This is a genomic window from Kamptonema animale CS-326 (assembly GCF_028330895.1).
In the GTDB taxonomy this organism is placed as follows: Bacteria; Cyanobacteriota; Cyanobacteriia; order Cyanobacteriales; family Microcoleaceae; genus Kamptonema; species Kamptonema formosum.
In genome coordinates, this window is the sequence record NZ_JAQMUA010000350.1 from 1 (window position 1) to 17,681 (window position 17,681).

At 45.2% G+C, this 17,681-nt stretch carries 20 protein-coding genes; 7 read left to right on the forward strand and 13 right to left on the reverse strand.

The genetic code is table 11. The annotated features are described in order from the left end of the window. Positions 1-88: 88 nt before the first annotated feature. The 9 genes from PN499_RS20210 to PN499_RS20250 all read right to left on the reverse strand — a co-directional run bounded on the left by PN499_RS20210 (position 89) and on the right by PN499_RS20250 (position 9,170). Positions 89-1,057, reverse strand: a complete 969-nt coding sequence (locus PN499_RS20210; RefSeq protein ID WP_272034008.1) for a TIGR03885 family FMN-dependent LLM class oxidoreductase — start codon at positions 1,055-1,057, stop codon at positions 89-91. Positions 1,058-1,089: 32 nt separating this feature from the next. After that, on the reverse strand, positions 1,090-2,712 hold the full coding sequence (locus tag PN499_RS20215) for an alpha-amylase family protein (RefSeq protein ID WP_272034010.1): 1,623 nt from the start codon (positions 2,710-2,712) through the stop codon (positions 1,090-1,092). Positions 2,713-2,738: 26 nt separating this feature from the next. Next, the gene (locus PN499_RS20220) at positions 2,739-2,999 is read right to left on the reverse strand and encodes a hypothetical protein (RefSeq protein ID WP_272034012.1); all 261 of its coding nucleotides are present in this window, start codon (positions 2,997-2,999) and stop codon (positions 2,739-2,741) included. Between the two features lie 256 nt (positions 3,000-3,255). Continuing rightward, on the reverse strand, positions 3,256-4,071 hold the full coding sequence (locus PN499_RS20225) for an ion transporter (RefSeq protein ID WP_272034013.1): 816 nt from the start codon (positions 4,069-4,071) through the stop codon (positions 3,256-3,258). Positions 4,072-4,086: 15 nt separating this feature from the next. Then, a complete protein-coding gene (locus PN499_RS20230) occupies positions 4,087-5,376 on the reverse strand; it encodes a DUF389 domain-containing protein (RefSeq protein WP_272034014.1) in 1,290 nt (429 codons plus the stop codon). Positions 5,377-5,460: 84 nt separating this feature from the next. Continuing rightward, positions 5,461-6,078 (reverse strand): DUF3611 family protein, encoded by a 618-nt coding sequence (locus PN499_RS20235; protein ID WP_272034015.1) that lies wholly within the window; start codon positions 6,076-6,078, stop codon positions 5,461-5,463. Positions 6,079-6,099: 21 nt separating this feature from the next. Then, positions 6,100-6,198 carry a hypothetical protein gene (locus PN499_RS20240; RefSeq protein WP_272034016.1) on the reverse strand — a complete coding sequence of 33 codons (99 nt, stop codon included), beginning with the start codon at positions 6,196-6,198 and terminating at the stop codon, positions 6,100-6,102. A 693-nt stretch (positions 6,199-6,891) separates the two neighbouring features. Then, a complete protein-coding gene (locus PN499_RS20245; RefSeq protein ID WP_272034017.1) occupies positions 6,892-8,490 on the reverse strand; it encodes a sensor histidine kinase in 1,599 nt (532 codons plus the stop codon). Between the two features lie 2 nt (positions 8,491-8,492). After that, positions 8,493-9,170, reverse strand: coding sequence for a response regulator transcription factor (locus PN499_RS20250; RefSeq protein WP_272034018.1), 678 nt, complete (start codon positions 9,168-9,170; stop codon positions 8,493-8,495). Between the two features lie 147 nt (positions 9,171-9,317). Here PN499_RS20250 and PN499_RS20255 point away from each other — a divergent pair, with 147 nt between their 5' ends. Further along, on the forward strand, positions 9,318-9,821 hold the full coding sequence (locus tag PN499_RS20255) for a Spy/CpxP family protein refolding chaperone (RefSeq protein ID WP_272034019.1): 504 nt from the start codon (positions 9,318-9,320) through the stop codon (positions 9,819-9,821). A gap of 132 nt (positions 9,822-9,953) precedes the next feature. Here PN499_RS20255 and PN499_RS20260 read toward each other — a convergent pair whose 3' ends face one another. After that, positions 9,954-10,184: a hypothetical protein gene (locus tag PN499_RS20260; protein ID WP_272034020.1), complete on the reverse strand. Its 231-nt coding sequence runs from the start codon at positions 10,182-10,184 to the stop codon at positions 9,954-9,956. A 274-nt stretch (positions 10,185-10,458) separates the two neighbouring features. On the opposite strand from PN499_RS20260, the gene PN499_RS20265 reads away from it, so the two are divergent. Continuing rightward, complete coding sequence (locus tag PN499_RS20265; protein ID WP_272034021.1) at positions 10,459-11,187, forward strand: GerMN domain-containing protein; 729 nt, start codon at positions 10,459-10,461, stop codon at positions 11,185-11,187. A gap of 93 nt (positions 11,188-11,280) precedes the next feature. Here the strand turns inward: PN499_RS20265 and PN499_RS20270 are convergent, their stop codons facing one another. From PN499_RS20270 to efp, 3 genes are all read right to left on the reverse strand, one after another. Beyond that, the gene (locus tag PN499_RS20270; protein ID WP_007357607.1) at positions 11,281-11,673 is read right to left on the reverse strand and encodes an ArsR/SmtB family transcription factor; all 393 of its coding nucleotides are present in this window, start codon (positions 11,671-11,673) and stop codon (positions 11,281-11,283) included. A gap of 27 nt (positions 11,674-11,700) precedes the next feature. Continuing rightward, on the reverse strand, positions 11,701-12,288 hold the full coding sequence (gene accB, locus PN499_RS20275; RefSeq protein ID WP_007357608.1) for an acetyl-CoA carboxylase biotin carboxyl carrier protein: 588 nt from the start codon (positions 12,286-12,288) through the stop codon (positions 11,701-11,703). A 140-nt stretch (positions 12,289-12,428) separates the two neighbouring features. Beyond that, positions 12,429-12,986 carry an elongation factor P gene (gene efp / locus PN499_RS20280; RefSeq protein WP_272034024.1) on the reverse strand — a complete coding sequence of 186 codons (558 nt, stop codon included), beginning with the start codon at positions 12,984-12,986 and terminating at the stop codon, positions 12,429-12,431. Between the two features lie 461 nt (positions 12,987-13,447). On the opposite strand from efp, the gene PN499_RS20285 reads away from it, so the two are divergent. From PN499_RS20285 to urtA, 5 genes are all read left to right on the forward strand, one after another. Beyond that, positions 13,448-14,575 carry a peptidylprolyl isomerase gene (locus PN499_RS20285; protein WP_272034026.1) on the forward strand — a complete coding sequence of 376 codons (1,128 nt, stop codon included), beginning with the start codon at positions 13,448-13,450 and terminating at the stop codon, positions 14,573-14,575. A 223-nt stretch (positions 14,576-14,798) separates the two neighbouring features. Further along, a complete protein-coding gene (locus PN499_RS20290) occupies positions 14,799-15,113 on the forward strand; it encodes a hypothetical protein (RefSeq protein WP_007354865.1) in 315 nt (104 codons plus the stop codon). Positions 15,114-15,213: 100 nt separating this feature from the next. Beyond that, on the forward strand, positions 15,214-15,555 hold the full coding sequence (locus PN499_RS20295; protein WP_272034028.1) for a hypothetical protein: 342 nt from the start codon (positions 15,214-15,216) through the stop codon (positions 15,553-15,555). A 1-nt stretch (position 15,556) separates the two neighbouring features. Beyond that, on the forward strand, positions 15,557-15,913 hold the full coding sequence (locus tag PN499_RS20300) for a hypothetical protein (protein WP_272034030.1): 357 nt from the start codon (positions 15,557-15,559) through the stop codon (positions 15,911-15,913). 409 nt (positions 15,914-16,322) lie between these two features. Continuing rightward, on the forward strand, positions 16,323-17,651 hold the full coding sequence (gene urtA / locus PN499_RS20305) for an urea ABC transporter substrate-binding protein (protein ID WP_272034032.1): 1,329 nt from the start codon (positions 16,323-16,325) through the stop codon (positions 17,649-17,651). The last annotated feature ends 30 nt before the right edge of the window (positions 17,652-17,681 follow it).

Below are 17,681 nucleotides of genomic sequence, written 5' to 3' on the forward strand. Positions count from 1 at the left end.
ACATTCTTCCTTCTCTCCTAGATAACTAAATTTTTCTTCCTTCTTCCTTCTTCCTTCTTCCTTCTTCCTTCTTCCTTCTTCCTTCTACTTACTGTTGCGCCAGAATAGGTAGAACTTTCTCCCCAAACACTTCGATAAACTGTCTCTGTTCGCAATTGACGTTGTGCAGAATTAACTCATCAAAACCCAATTCGATGTCTTTTTGCAGCCATTCAATGTGCTGTTGGAGGTCGGCTGAGATGCGGACGTGTTCGTTTAATTCTTCTGGCTTAATAAACTCTCCGGCTGCATCAAACTGCTGGGGGGTTTGCAATTCAGTCATAACAATATTTTTTAAAATGTTATTGTGCCACTGCTGATGTGCTTTTCGACAGGCGCTCTCTTCATCCTCGTCATAGGAAAGCTGCACTTTCAAAATCATGGGCTTGCCTTCACCACCGCCTCGCCGAAAGGCATCCACAACTGCTTTTAGCTTTTCTGGTGGACGAGAAATCGTAATGAGTCCGTCTGCCCAACTGCCCAACCACTCCGCTGTTTGAGGCGTAATTGCTGCGCCAACGATCGGCGGTTTTATCTCAGGACGAGTGTAAAGTTTAGCTTCTTCAACACACACGAGTCCTTGATGAGTAACTGTTTCACCTGCCCACAGTGCCCGGATGATGTCCACGCATTCTTTCAGTCGAACATTGCGATCGCGCTTACACAGCCACTTGTCTCCGGTAATATGTTCGTTGAGTGCCTGACCACTGCCAACAGTTAGCCAAAAGCGATCCGGAAACAGTTCTGCAAGCGTTGCCGCAGCCTGGGCAATGATGGCGGGATGATACCGCTGTCCGGGCGCACAGACAACCCGGTAAGAAAGGGTTGGCGTTGCTTGCATTGCCGCACCCAGCCACGACCAGGCAAAGCCACTTTGTCCCTGTGCTTCGCTCCAGGGGTGAAAGTGATCGGAAGAAAGTGCTAGCGTAAACCCTGCCTGCTCTGCCATCTGCACAGCCTTGAGCAAAGCACTCGGTTTGAACTGTTCGTGAGAAGCGTGATAGCCAATTTGCACCATATTACTATCTCCATTCTGGATTTGTCATTGCATTAATGCGTTGAACTGATGCGAAACCAACGGTAGCCGTAAGCAGAAAGGAAAATTGTGTTGGCATCGCCCAAAGATTCATATTGACGATCGCCAAACAGGTCAGTTAAGTGCTTATCCGGGTGGGATTTGAGCCGGACAGTACAATCTTGGTCGGTCAAATTGTGAACCGCAAGAACGGCTTTAGTTTGCCACTGACAGCAATGAGCCAATACACCGGGATCGTCAACATCGATGAAGCTCAACGTTCCCTCACCCAATTCAGGACACTGCTTACGAAGGCGAATAATTCGCTCCATCCAGTTAACTAAAGATGTGGGGTTACGCTGCTCGGCAACAACGTTAACCCGCTGGTAGCGATAGTTACCCTCGGCAATCATAGGTTGAGTTAACGCTTCTGGTTCAGCACTGGAAAAGCCCCCATTGTGCTCATCCGACCACTGCATCGGCGTTCGGACACTGGTGCGGCCTTCTAAAGACAAATCATCACCCATCCCAATTTCGTCGCCATAATACAGCAGTGGCGTACCGGGTAGGCTAAACATCAGGCTGTAGGTGAGTTGAATTCGGCGGGTATCAGCCTGCATCATCGGCGGCAGACGACGACGAATACCTCGCCCAAAAATCTGCATATTTTCCTGGGGAGCAAAGGCGCTGAAAATTTCTTGTTGTTCTGAGTCGCTAAGGCAATCGAGCGTCAGTTCATCGTGATGGCGAACGAAGTTTAACCACTGACAGGATTGCGGAATCTGAGGCAAGCTTTGCAAGCCCTGCCGCAACGGTGCTGCTTGTTGACGAGCAAGGGCGAGAAACAAATACTGATTCAGCAAAAAATTGAATAGCATTTGCATTCGATCGCCGTTATTAAAATAAACGGAAATTTTGTCTGGCTTCACGTTTGCTTCTGCTAGAAAAATGGCATCGCCGCGACGTGAGGTGAGGAACGATCGCAGTTCTTCCAGAAAGAGGTGCAAGTCTTGCTGACTGATTTGCTCCATACCAAACTCTTCAACAACATAGGAAGCCGCATCAATGCGAAATCCAGATACGCCTAGCTCCACCCAAAAGCCAATAATTTTGCAAATTTCTTCTCGAACGGCAGGGTTAGCAATATTGAGATCGGGCTGTTCTTTGAAGAAATGATGGAGATAGTAGGCCTTTGCCTGGTCATCATATTCCCAGAGGCTATCTTCTACGGTTGGGAACGCAATCAGGCTCAGATTTTCCTGCGGCTGCTCAGACCAAACGTAATAGTCACGGTAGCGCGAGTGGCGATCGCTTCTGGCTTTCTGAAACCAGGGATGCTCAATTGAAGTGTGATTTATGACCAGATCGACAATGACGCGGATGCCACACTCTCGCGCCTGATGTATGAATTCAACAAAATCGCCTAACGTTCCCAACCGGGGATCGATGTTGTAGTAATCCATGACATCGTAGCCATTGTCTCGATTAGGGGATGGGTAAAACGGTAACAGCCAGAGACAGGTAATTCCTAATCCTGACAGGTGATCTAACCGCTGCGTTAATCCTTGAAAATCACCAATGCCGTCACCATCAGAATCCATAAAGGTTTTGACATCAAGCGAGTAAACAATTGTATTTTTGTACCAATATTTGTGCATCCTAAATTACCCGTATTTTTTCAGTTTTACCTACGTTGAAGTGCATAGCTGATGAAACTAACTGCGATCGCCACGATCGTCAACGGTAGTAAATTAAACTCAATTCCCGATCGGATTGCGTCATTTTGCCAGCGCAAAATCCACACAGAATCGTTGCCCAAAGCAAAGGACGGAACTCGCAACAGCAGCAATAGGGCAGGCAAGCCGAGATAAATTGCAAGTAATCCGAGAAAGGTTACAATCCCTAGCTTGAGTGCAGCGATAAATTTTGATCGCTGTTGTTTCATCTCAGTTACTCTCCTACACTTACTCTCCTAAACTTATTTGATTGTTCATAACTGAAAAAAGTAGTAAAGACAATTAATAGAGTTGTCTGGAAATCAGACGCAAAACCCTTGAAATCCTTATCTAGTAGGCATTTCAGTCGTTGAAAAAGAATCGCTGCAACCTATGCGTAGCGGGTCTTTCAGCTATTTTTCTTGTTATTAATCGACAAGTCTAATGTCAACACCATATAAGGAAATCAGGAGAACTAACTTCTCTCTAAGGTTGTAAATTCTCCTGTCTCAAGCTCTGAATCTCGGTTCGCAAGGCTGTAATTTCGTCTCGTAGGGCATCGATCGATTTTGCTCCGATAATCTCTGCTTCGTCATCGTCAGCATCTTGTCCGATAAAGAATGTGGCTAACGTTGCTGTTACATAGCCAAATACAGCAAACGCATACAGCGCCAGCAGAAAACAAAGGATGCGACCTTCTGCCGTTTTGGGAAAGTAGTCCGATCCCATTGTGGTCATCAGCATGGCTGTCCACCAAAGCGCAGTGCTGTAGCTATCAAATCCGGGCAAATCTGGAGCATCTTGCTCAAAAGCATACATTCCCGCAGCCCCAACCAGTGTAATGATTGCTGTCGTCATTACCACATAGCCAAAACCACGCCGCGCAAAGTTGCCTGCGAGCGATCGCATACTGTGATTGGTGCGAGTCATCACACGCAACAGCCGTAAGCCTCGAACTGCTCGCGTAGTTTGTAAAATTCGCAGCACCCGCGCAAACCGCAACACGCGCAAGGCAGGTAAAAGCAGTGCAATGGCTGTAATCCAGTTTGTTTTAAGATAAGCAGCCTTGCGGGGCGCAAGCGATAGTCTAAGAATAAATTCCAGAATAAACACGCCCCAAATGACGATGCTAATTGCATCTAAAAGAGGAGTCAGTCCCCAAGTCAGTTCCACTACAAATAGACCGAGCCAAGCAAAACTCAACAACAGCATTGGCAGTTCCAGCCAATCTTCAAGCTGCTGCAAGATTTGCTGTTGCTCGTATTCTATTGCTTGCTTTTCGGATCGATCCAAGGGTTTCATCGCGATAATTGAATGTCATGGTTTAACAGCAGGTTTTTCCAGCACAATTACGTTGACCAGGGGCATCGCATTGAAACCTTGTGCCACCAGGTGAGCTTGAATGGCTTGAGTCAAATCGGTGCGGATTTGTTCAGTCGATTGAGTCGCCTCTGGCTGACGCTGAACATACACCACACACAGCAAGGTATTTTGCCCCTGAATATTAGCTCTGGTAAAACGCACATTGGACTCAACCAGTTGAGCGGAATCATTTTGCTGTACGACCTGCTGCAATTCAGCATTTGCCCGCTGAGCGCGACTAGAGCGTTCTAAGTTGGGCGGGCTAGAAAATTGCCAAATCAGCAAGCCGACCAGCACGATCGCACTTAGCCCCACTGAGATTGGAAACACACCACGTTGCCCACGCTGATAACGCGCTCCCTGAGTGGACAATCCTCCAAACAGGCGAAACAACAGTGCGGCAGAGAAATTGATACCACCCAGTTGCAGCAGCAGTAAAAAGAGTCCGTTGGTGACTAAATCCCAACGCCCGATCGCCCCTGCCATGCCAACAATGCCTGCGGGTGGAGCCAGCGATGCCGCAACCAGCATTCCAGTAGCGGCTCCCGACACCAAACTGCTGCGATCGGACTGGATTAAAGTCAACGCTCCCGCTGCTCCCGCTGTCATCGGAATCAAAACCGAAACTGTGGAAATTTGGCTGCTGTCGATCATCAAATTGGAGGGAATCTGCTGCTGGAGTATCCAACTGAGTAAAGCAGTGGTAACGATCGTCACGCCTAAAGCGGCAAAATACCGGACAACGCTGCGCCGAAGCAGTTGGCGATCGCCCCTTGCGGTTGCCAGAGCTGTGTTCATCGCGGGGCCGGCAAACGGAGCCAGCAACATCGCGGCTACCAAGAGGTAACTGGTGCTGGTATACAAGCCAATCCAAACGACGACTCCAGCGATCGCTGCATAGCTGAGAAATCCTTTCCAAGATCCGGTGCTTTGCAGCCCTGAAAGAAAGAGTTCGATCGGGCTACGCTCTTCAACATTTGTTACCCGATCGGGGGCAGCATCAGCAGGTGGATGTAGCGCCATGACACCAGTTGGCAGCAGCGTAAAGCTTAAATCCGGTATATCTTGCAGTTTCTCAAGCAGCTTTTCAAGCTTGCCATTGGAAATGTGAACAAATACCAAGTCCAACGGTTGCTGAACTCCCGTCGCTTCAATTTTTGCCAGGTTAGTGCCATCACAGGCTTTTGCAATCTCTAAAACAGTTTTTCCACATCCCTGCGGCACTTGCATAAGAAGCTGTCGCATTGGCTTTTCATCCTCTAACAGAAGCGTTTTTCCAGTTCTCGAACATCAAGTTATTAGTTAATTGAAGCTGAGCCTATTGGTAAATTAACGATGCAGCCATTCAAACACGCTCAGAGAAGCAACAGTACCCACAAAGTGGGCAGCAATGCCGCTCATGTTTGCCATTGCCACCATGATATCGAGCGAACGAATCACACGATTCGGATCGTAAATAGCAACACCTTGGGCCTGAGCGATCGCTTTGGAGAACAGTATCCCTAACGTTGCGCCTCCACCTAAGATCGTTAGCAGCATTCCCACTAGGCCGACGATCGCGCTTAAACGTAGAACTTTCATGACCTCCGATTTCGCAGGATGTTTCATGGTGTCTGCATGGCGCAAACGTTTGGCAAATCGTGTTTGACGAAAAGCAAAGTAAATCCCCACCAGCAGCGCCAGAATGCCACAGACTGCCCAAAAGATGCCAATTCCAATGCCTGGAGTGACACCTCGGTTGAGATTCACGCCAATACCGGGAGCCACACCAGGTGGAAGTGCAGTCGCTTGACTGAAATTTCGACCCGCGATCGCGAACACAACCATCAATAAAGCAATTGCGCCAAAGCCAATTTGGGCAGAGAGTCCAATCCACCCAGTTACGCGCAAAACATTGCCTATTTTTTCGAGTTTCGACTCTAGTGATTGTTTTTCAACCCTTTGCATAAAAGCTCTCTCTCCATAAGACTAACGACCCACAACATATTGAGCCGCTGGTTGGTCTGCGAGTTGTTCAGGGCGGAAGGTATTGTCAGGATGGCCTGTGACAATATCGCGTTCTGCCAAATTATGAATGAAGGGCTGTGCCCAATAATTTTGTGTCTCAGGAAAGGTCGTATTCGCAGGTGAAGTCGCTAGTGCCGGAGTTGAAGTGGTACAAGATAAGGTGCAATTGCGCCCGCCGCAAGTCCTAAAGTGAGCAGTGTTACGCCTAACGTCGAGGTGTACAAATAACGAATTTTCATTACTGTTCTCCTAAATTTGTCATTTCACCCAAACCTTAATCATTAATAGGATCGAAGTCATGTACCTTTTGAGCCAGATAAATCATTAAACAGTTGCTACATTTACTTTTTTTTATATTGATATCCCTCATGAGATAGAGTTCGATCTATTTCTTGCGGTAGAAATTATTTAAGTTAAATTAGAAAGAATTAAGCAAATCCAGCTAATTAAGTATAAGATCGAGATGGCTAAAAAGCTAACTGTATAAACATTCTCTCCTAGATAACTAAATCCTTCTTCCTTCTACTTAGAAGGTTGATAAACGTGAGTTCGATGAAGTGTAATCGCCACAAATTATTTTTTTGTATCTGATGTAGGTAAGATAAGTCCGATCGCTCCTCTCTTCCCTCGCAAAAAGAAGCGCGATGCCTGCGGCTGGCTGCGCCTACTTACTTACAATTTCCAGTAATGAAAACTCCCAAGCCAAATGCCTTGTCGAGTTGTTAAAGGATGTAGGCTACGAAGTAAGTAATCTCAAGCCTTACTTTTTTTTAACCGCCCCGTAAATCCTGTTAATCTTAAAGTAAAAGCAGTTTGACCAAGAGATGTCGAATCTAATTTTAACTCTCCACCGTGAGCGCGGGCAATTTCACGGGATAAACTCAATCCTAAACCTAGACCTTCAATATGGCGATTATGGGCAGAATCTCCCCGGTGAAATCGGTTAAAAATTCGTTCGCGATCGCGTACAGGGATATCATGAGAAGAGTTACTCACAGTTACAGAAACCATCAACTCCTTACACTGCGCCTCAACCCGCACCCAACCCGACGCTAGATTATACTTGACAGCATTAGTAATCAAATTTTGCAATACTTGGATCAATAAATCCCGATCGCCCTTAACTCGTAATCCCGGCTGAATCTGTAAATGTACAGTTAAATGAGGCGCTAATAGTTCAATATCTTCAGCTAAAGTCGCCAAAAGTTCTGATAAATCGATCTCAACTTTGTGTAAGCGCATTTGTCCCGCATCCGCTAAAGATAGCAATAGTAACTTACGGACAATTGAACCCAAACGGCCCACTTCATCCAGCAAATTACTCAAATTTTGCTGGAGTTCGGAACCAGAATCAGCCTGTTGCAATGTCCTCTCTAATTCACCTTGCAAAATTGCTAAAGGTGTTTTCAGTTCATGGGCCGCATCCGCGCTAAAACGCGATGCTTGTTGAAAGCTACGTTCTAGACGTTCCATCATCTGATTAAACACCTCTATTTGTTCCAAAAATTCCACATCTACTGCGCTAATGGGAATGCGCTGATCTAATCCTTTTGCTGTCACTCTTTGTAAAGTCGCCGTAACTTTACGGATTGGTTTTAAGGCCCTTTCAGATAGAAACCACGCCGCGATCGCGACTACAATCAAAACTGATGGTACTGAAATCAGAAAGATATTACTAATCGCACTCATTTCGTGCTCTAATTCAGTGAAACTGACTGCGATCGCAATCTGAATAAAAGGAGATGTCACTCCCCCAACCCGCCAAGTTCCCGTCTTAGTATGACGTTTCACCAGTGGAGATAACTTGTTTAGGTGCTTTTCAGGTCTATTTTCATGTCTATTTTCATCTCTAAATTGTGGTCGTTCTCTACGGGATTCTGAAGGGGGAAAAAGCCCTTCTTCTGGTGGTGGCGGTGGTGGCCCTGGGGGGAATTCCTCTTCCTCTCTCGGTGGTGGGTAGGGGTACTGGGAGCCTTGTCTGGGAGGAGGAAAGTGCGGTGGTGGTCTGAAAGGATCTTGGGGAGGAAATAATCCCGCTCGATCTAAATCAGAGGGCCAACTGGTAGATTGAAACAAGACATTTCCATCAACATCAAGCACCAATAGTGCAATCTTTGCCTGGGAATCAACACTGAAGAAAGATGGTAACGCGAACTCATAAGACTCCCAATGCTCTAGGGGACGCGGTGCAGAAGATTCCCGCAATAAATGACTTTTGATCTGATCGTCAAGACGAGCTAATTTTGTCTGATAAATTTGAAACCAAGAGACTAAGCCAAAACCTACTAAAGCGCTACCTGCAAGAATTACAGATAAAAGGGTAATTCGGAGACGAAAAGAATGCCATTTCACGATTAAACTTCCGGTTTACGAAAACAGTAACCAACTCCTCGCACGCTTTCAATACAACTCGCTCCACCCATTCGTTCCAACTTCTTACGAATACGTTGAATACAAACATCAACTAAGTTTGTAGTTGGATTAAAATCATAGCCCCAAACGTGCTCTAAAATTTGCGTGCGGGTTAAAACTCGTCCCGGAGAACGCATGAGATACTCCAGTAAATTGAACTCGCGGGTAGTGAGTTCTATAGACTGCTGATTGCAAGTAACTTGGCGAGTAATGCGATCTAATTTTAGGGGCCCCAGGCTCAAAATATTCTGCCGTTCGCCAGAGACGCGGCGGATAACTGCATGAATACGTGCGATTAGTTCTTCCACAAAAAATGGTTTGGCTAAATAATCATCAGCCCCAAGATTTAGTCCTTCTAGGCGGTCATCAAGTTCATTACGAGCTGTTAATAAAATTACGGGTACATTCCGACCAGATCGGCGCAAACTTTTAAGAATTGCCAATCCATCTTTACCCGGAAGCATAATGTCAAGAACTAGCACATCATACTCGTTATCCATTGCTCGTAGATAACCTTCATCACCGTTATCGCAATAATCAACCACAAAACCTTGTTCTTTCAATCCAGCACAGACAAAGCTAGCAATTTTGGCTTCATCTTCAACATACAGAATATTCATATTTTTGCCTCTTTTCTGATTATACTACGGTCTAGGATTAACGAACATTACAAATTTGTCATTCAATTGTAGGTAGAGCTGTCATATTCAAATTGTTGAATTAGAAAATAGACAATTCAAGTTCAAATCATTTTCAGGGACGATCTAATGATTAAACGTTATTTATTTGTATTGGGTACAATATCTCTGATTCTACAGATTGCGAGTGGAGTTGGGGTTAATCAATCGCAATTGAGGAATGTAAGTGCTGGAAGTGCGATCGCTCAATTCCCACCCTGTCCGCCACCCCCCCCACATCCTCCGATGATGGGGATGGAATCAGCGAGTCAGACGGAACCCCCTTGGGCAAAAAATATCGATCTCAGCAACGAACAGCGATCGCGCATCCACGCGGTTCGCGAACAAGGTATCAAAGTTATCCAGAAGGTACAAGACCAACTTTTTGAGGCGGATGGGAAAATGCGATCGCTCTTAGAAAGCAGTGCCCCTTTAGAGCAATTGCGACAACAACAGCAGTACATCCAAACCCTACGCCAGCAAATCGATAACAATCACTTTGAACTGATGTTAGCGGAGCGCCAAATATTGACGCAAGAACAGCTTATTCAGCTTAAAGAGTTGATGCAGCAGCAATTGGAGCGACCTGAGTGATATAAACTCCGGCTTAAATACCTCTTTATATTCTTTAGTCCGCCTTTCACTTCGTTCTGCAAGTAAACTACGGCGGACTTCGTTTGTGTAGTAGTGGTGACAACGACGTAACGATCGAGTCAAAAAAAATAGCTACCCTAGAAGGTGTTGAAAAAGCAGTACGTCAACAGATGCTAAAATATTTGAGTCGTAAATTTGCCCTTTTTTGCCCAAAAAGTAACCAACAAGGTTGGTGGTTCCAATAAACAAATTAAACAAACTGAGGCTTTTTGATGACGAGGTTGGGTAGGGGATGCGATCGCCTGATTCCAAAACTGCCATCGTCTGCAAGTTGGAAACTAAATTGCCTATCTGACCAAGCATCGTCACCGCCTTGTAAACTACCAGATTTAGCAGCAACTACAACCAGGCTCGTTCAACTCAGGAGCGGTAGAGTCAGCCCTCCAGCAAATAAGTAGAAGGCTAGAAATTTCAGCTACGCAAAAGATAGCTCTCGATATACTTAAGGCTGGTAAAGCTTGCATCAGCCGCCGCAGGCGTTTCCAGAATCTAACTAGAGACAAATGTAGCTAAATGTAGCTATCTGAAGTAGCTCTTCACCCCTTAAAGCGACCGATCCTCAAGGAGAAATTTTAATATGAAAGATCGACAAAAAATTCGCCAAGTCCCTTTAGCCCTCATTGCAGGTGTTTGTGGATTCGTTTTAGCTGCTGGTGGGGGCATAGCGTGGTGGACAACGCAAAATCCCAATCTCCGTAGCAGCCAATCTTCTGCTCCCCCTACCGTCCCCGCAGCATCCCCTAGTCCCAGCAATACACCAAGTGTAATTATCCCCGTACCAGTTCCCTCTCCTGCCCAGATTCAGCCATCTCAGGGTTCGGAGTCGGCTCTCAAGCCGCAGTCTCCCGTGCCCCTACCTTCAGGCTCAACCACGAATAAAACAGTTCAAGTCTACTGGCTCAAAGATACAGGCGGCAATTTTCAGATCGTGCCTGATAAATTAGCCACTCAGGATATCCAGAAGCCCGATACAGCTATCAAAGGTGCTTTCGAGCACTTGTTAGCAGGCCCCACAGATGCGAATGCCCAGAGCGAAATCCCCAAGGGTACAAAAATTGAGAGTGTAAAAGTGGTAGACGATGGCGTTTACGTAAATTTGTCAGAGGAATTTACCTCTGGCGGTGGTAGCACTTCCATGATTGGGCGTTTGGGACAAGTAATATTCACGGCTACCAGTTTGCAACCTGATGCCAAAGTCTGGATTTCTGTAGACGGAAAACCGTTAAAAATTTTAGGTGGTGAAGGCTTAGAGGTAGCTTGGCCGAGCACTCGCTCCACCTTTGAGAAAGATTTTGCTCTCCAGTAATTGTTAGCCTGCGGTAATGGGTAATTGGCAATTGGCAAATACTGAAAAACTATGGCAGATTGCCCATTGCCTCAAGGCATCTACCAATTCCCCCTACTGCTTGCTGGCTAAACTAAATTCCCGAAAATGACGGGCTTGCTGTTCGATACGGGCCGCGAGGCGATCGCATACCAAATTGCACAGCTCAAAAATCAATTCATCTGCCACCCGATAGTAGGCTGAAGTTCCCTCACTCCGACGAGTGAGAATACCAGCCTGAAGCATGAGTTTCAGATGTTTAGAAACATTGGCTTGACTGGTTTCGGTTGCTTCCACCAACTCTTGAACGCACTTTTCACCGTCACGAAGCAGGTTTAAAATCCGCAAACGCATCGGTTCACTGAGAATGCTGAAATACTCAGCAACTTGCTGCACAACTTCTTGTGGTACAGGCTGGGATGATGTCATCAAACTCACCTGAAAGAACTGATCCCCAAATACTAACATTTAGTGTTTATAACAATACAGTAATCCTTATTCAGGATTAATCCGCATCAGTGGCTGACCGTATTCCAGAGGTTCGCCGTTCTGAATCAAAATTTCCACCACGCAACCGGACACTTCTGTTTCAATCTCGTTCATTAGTTTCATAGCTTCAATGATACAGACTGTCTGACCAACTCTGACGCGATCGCCAACCTGCACGAAAGGCGGCTCATCAGGCCCAGGAGCCCGGTAAAAAGTTCCCACCATCGGGGAGATGACCTCCACCCATTTAGGTTCTGCCGGGGGGGGAACCGCTATCGGTCGAGCAGCACTAGCACCTGTCTGAGGAATACCTTTAGCATCAGCATTCACCCCCGAACTTAGGGGTGCAGAAGCAACCAATGCCCCCGTCAGGGCAACTGCCTCAGAAATAGCCCCATCAGTCACAATATCGGAGCGATTGGCGATCGCATCAGAATTGGCAGCATCACCCAGGGAAGGAGCCCCTGGTTCCCTGAGAGCAGAGCCTTTTCGCACCGTCAATTCAAAATCTGCACTTTTTAAGTTCAGCTCCGAAATGCCAGTAGAGTCTAAAACCGTCAGCAGTTCGCAAAGCTGGTTTAAGTCTAGTTGCACAGCAAGTTAATCGGTAATGGGTTAATTGGGTAATTGAAAATGGCGTTTTCTGTAGTGATGAATTTTGAGTGCTGAGTTTTAAGTAAATCTTTTAATTCAAAACTCAAAACTCAAAACTCAAAACTATCTAGACATAGCCTTTATTCGCGACCAAGGTAGCTATCGGTGCGGGTATCGATCCGAATCCGTTCCCCTGCGGAAATAAATAGCGGCACCATCACCTGAGCCCCAGTTGAGACGATCGCAGGTTTACTGCCACCAGTAGCAGTATCTCCTTTAACACCGGGATCTGCTTGTATTACTTCCAAGACCACAGCATTAGGCAGTTCCACCTCTAGAATTTGTTCGCCCCAGCGGAGAATATTAACCTCCATCCCTTCTGTCAGGTACTTGACGCGATCGCCAATCTGGGCCGCTCTCAGAGTCGTTTCTTCATAAGTTTCCATATCCATAAAGACAAACTGATCGCCATCTTTATAGGTATGCTGCATAGAACTCTTTTCCAGGTTGGCTTGAGGTAAACTCTCCCCAGCTCGGAAAGTTTGTTCTACTACGTTTCCGGTTTGTACGTTTTTTAATTTCGTCCGCACAAAAGCTGAGCCTTTTCCGGGCTTAACGTGGAGGAATTCAACCACTTTCCACACCCCGTTATTCCACTCAATTGAAACACCTGGTCGAAAGTCATTACTCGAAATCATAAAAAAATCTGGTAAGTGTGAAAACCGCTTCTAAAAATGTAGGCAAACCTAGTTTAGCCCTACATTAGACTCCCCGGTTCAAGTCTTAAGCGACGCTTATTTAGGTATCTTGACCTTAAAAACTTAGTCAATTAAGACTTCAGGTGGTCAGTTAACCGAATTTAGAGGCATCAAGCCTCCTCACTTCAGTGGGGGTGCTGACGGCTTAAAAAGAACAATCGGCATTTTATTTTACCGCCCAACGGGGCAAGGAGGTGTAACCAAAGCCAAAAAGCTTCTATCCCCGCACACAAAGCAAAGTCTGGCATCTAAAGTTACAGCAGTTTTCCTCTTCCCCTTCTTCCCTTCTTCCCTAGCCCCTAGCCCCTAGCCCCTAGCCCCTAACCGCCTTGGCGGTTGCTATAAGTCAAAGGGCGGACGGCCCTGTGGGAAGATGAGAAAGATCATAAAATATTAAACTTATGCTGGATTTGCGTAATTTCCTGATTGATACGGGCAAGCGTTGGCTCAAGGTAAGCATCTTAGCACTGCTGCTATTTACCCTTTCGTTAAGTTTAAGCCCAGTTTCCCAGGCGGCAAGACGCTCTAGCAGTATGCCTGCTGGTAATGCCATTACTGATAGCCAGGCCCTCCTGCGGTACGCCTTACCCATTGATAATGAGGCGGTGCGAGATATCCAAACCAGTTTAGAAGATATTAGCAACCACATCCTAGCTAAACGTTGGGGGCCGATTGGTAACGATGTTAAAAAGGCTTCAAAGGTTCTGAGTATCCGCTCAAATGAGATTCTAAAAAGTATTTCTGATGAACAAAAGCCTGAAGCTGAAGCCCTAATTGCAGAGATCAATGCCGGAGTTGCAGAATTGCAAAAGGCTGTTGAGGTCAAGGACAAGGAAGAAGTAGGCAAACAAAAAGGCGAACTTCTTAATAAAATTGCCGACCTCGAAGAGTTGATGGTGAAGGAGTTTCCTTTTGAAGTACCTTCAGAATACTCTCATCTGCCTCAACTTAAAGGTCGGGCTACAATAGAGATGGAAACTGAAAAAGGACAGATTACGTTTGTAGTTGATGGCTATAGCGCTCCTGTGACGGCTGGCAATTTTGTTGATTTAGTAGAACGGGGTTTTTACAACGGTTTGAAGTTTATTCGCTCCGAAGAATCTTATGTACTACAAGCTGGAGATCCGCCTGGTTCTGAAGTTGGTTTCATCGATCCAGCTACAGGGGTATACCGTAATATTCCTTTGGAGGTAATGGTTAGAGGGGATAAAAAACCGACTTATGGGATTACTTTAGAAGATGCAGGACGCTATCGCGATCAGCCAGTTTTGCCTTTTTCTGCTTATGGTACTGTGGCGATGGCACGAGTGGAAGCAGAACCGGATAGCGCTTCTTCGCAGTTTTTCTTTTTCCTATTTGAACCGGAGTTAACACCTGCTGGCCTCAATTTGTTAGATGGTCGCTATGCTGTTTTCGGTTACGTGATTGATGGGAAAGAGGTTTTGGAGAACCTGAAGCAGGGAGATGCAATTATTTCTGCTAAGGTGATTCGAGGAGCAAAGAATTTGCTTCAGCCTCAAGCTGGTTAGTGGAGAATTAATAATTTTTTAGTAGAGACGCGATCGATCGCTTCTCTACTAATTACAAATTTTTTCTCGCTAGATTAGCCTTTGTGAAAAGGCAGAGGGCGAAAGGCAACAGCTAGAGAACAATCTTCAGCAAAGGTTTGAGCAATTAGTAGCCCCCTGACCGCCAAGACAATTGCTATACTATTTATGTTTAGCATTCGTTTGAATAAGTGGTTTTATTACTATGGCAATTCTACAATTTGTATTTATAATTGGCTTGGGTTCTCTGTTAGGATTATTGGTTTTAAATAGTGTTAATGAAAAGAAGCAGAAGCGACAGTTAGATGAGGCTTTTTATCTGTTGTTGGAAAAACAAAATAGCCAGGTTTCTTTGATTCAACTGGCTGCAAAGGCTAGGGTTGAGGCTCAAGTTGCTGAACAGTACTTAAAGCGGCAAGTTCAGGTTTTTTCAGCAGTTTTAGAAGTAGATGATGAGGGAGATACTTTTTATCGATTTCCGAAGTTGCGTTTGCCTCCAAGTTCGGAGCAAGAATGGTAAATTTGAGGTTATTATTACTTGGCGATCGCTCTTGTGTTTTTCCTGCTGTGCTAAAGTTGAAATGGCAATCGCTAGTTAAAGGTAGAATAGGGAGACTTGCGTGCCGAGTCAAGGCGTGGGCGGGAATGGAATTGCATCTGAGTTTGGAGATTTAACGGGTATGACTCGCCAAGAAGCCGATGATTTTTTGCGTGGTCTTGGCGCTAAAGTAAAGACTACTCAAGGCTGTTATATTGAATACTCATTTGCTGATAAATCCCAAGTACATATTCGCCCCGATGGTGAAGTTGTACGTATACCTGCCCCAGAATACGGTAGAGATGGAAGAAGAATAAATAAGGGTTTGCGACTTGATAAAGATGGTAGTTTACTCCAAACACGCGATCGATTTGGCAACCCGATTCCTCGTACACACAATACTGAAGAAAAAGTGAGTGATTAATATGCCAGATGACTATGAACAACTTAATATTGGTGGACTGACATCCCTGGTGACTAATGTAAAGGTATCTAATTGGGGAAATGAATTATTATTTGAGTGTGTTTACGATCCTACAGGTGATAGACTGCCTTACAAGCTAGTATTTCACGATTGCCACAAAATCAATTGGGATGTGTTTCATCCTGAAGATGCACAAGATACTGAAGCTGATTTGATTGGCATTCATTTAGGCGAGGATAGTCATAGAAAACCTGCTGTAATTCACACGGATATTTTTGAGATTTCAATTTTATACGGGAGTTTTAGTATTCAAAAAATATCTGTATGCAACGATCTAGAAATGGTGCTGTCACAATAAGATCTCGCTCTACTTACTCAGCTTTTAAATTTGCAATTTCTTGAGCAAACTAGAAATCTGCACTGCCATTTATTCCTTCATTTAAACGTGCAAAGGTGTACTCTATCAGTTGATTAATGTGATTTTAATGAAATAGTTGGCCCTTCAAACTATCTCAGAGAGATCAGCTTTCAGGCGATCGCACCCCTCCGCATTTTACAAAACTTCATATCTAATTAGTAATCGGCGATCGCGCGAAAATTATCCAGAAAAAAATCAAACAACACCATGCACTAAATCTTCGTTTTGTCAACTTTGATTTTTGTATCTAAAAATACAACTAAACACTTAACCTAGTCCTAATATCACACCGTAATGTGATAGGCTGCAATATCACCTAACTCATCTATTTAGGACTTAGAGAAAGGACATGGTAAAGCGATTTGATCGGCGGCAATTTCTTTTATACAGTTCAGCTACCCTGGCAACGAGTTTGCTATTGAAAGCTTGTAAGAGTCCAACTCCTACAGCAAGTTCTGATGCTTCTCCAACGCCTAGTGCATCTCCGTCGCCAGCAGCCGGCAGCGGAAATACCATTAAAGTAGGTATTTTGCACTCTCTAAGCAGCACGATGGCAATTAGCGAAAAGAGCGTCGTTGATGCCGAACAGTTAGCGATCGAGGAGATTAACAAAGCAGGTGGCGTACTGGGTAAGCAAATTGAAGCGATCGTAGAAGATGGCGCATCTGATTGGCCGACTTTCGCAGAGAAAGCTAAAAAATTAATTGACCAGGATAAAGTTGTCACTGTCTTTGGCTGTTGGACTTCTGCTAGTCGTAAGGCGGTATTGCCAGTATTTGAGCAGAAAAATCATATGCTCTGGTATCCCGTACAATACGAAGGTCAAGAGTGTTCCAAGAACATTTTTTACACAGGTGCCGCACCGAATCAACAGATAGAACCCGCCGTTGATTGGCTGTTGCAAAACAAAGGTAAAAAATTCTTCTTAGTTGGTTCTGACTACGTTTTTCCCCGCACGGCAAACACTATTATCAAGGCGCAATTAGCCGAGAAAGGCGGAGAAGTAGTTGGCGAAGACTACATTCCCCTTGGAGGTACTGAAGTTACGCCGATTATTACCAAAATCAAGGCGGCTTTGCCTGACGGTGGCGTGATTTTCAATTCCTTAAATGGCGACAGCAACGTAGCATTCTTTAAGCAGTTACAGGGTGCAGGATTAGGGCCCGACAAGTATCCGTCAATGTCGGTCAGCATTGCTGAGGAAGAAGTCAAAGCAATTGGTGTGGAATATCTCAAAGGTCATTACGCGGCATGGAATTACTTTATGACCGTTGACACTCCTGCAAATAAAAAATTTGTTGACGCTTTCAAAGCAAAATACGGCGCAGAGCGAGTAACAAATGACCCGATGGAAGCTGCTTACATTATGGTTTACCTGTGGAAGCAAGCAGTTGAGAAAGCAGGAACAGCGGATGATTTAGAGAAGGTAAGAGCAGCAGCTTTGGGACAAACTTTTGATGCTCCCGGCGGTAAAGTTATGCTGGAAAATAATCATCACCTTGCTAAGTTTGTGCGACTAGGTGAAGTTAGAGATGATGGTTTGTTTAACATCGTTTTTGCAACTCCAGAGGCGGTGAACCCTGTTCCCTGGAATCAGTTTGTTGCTGATACTAAAGGCTTTACTTGTGACTGGACTAATAAAACTGCACCCGATCCAGGCAAGTTCAAACAAACTTAGAGTTCGTAACGCCGCCCTCTGGGCGGTGAC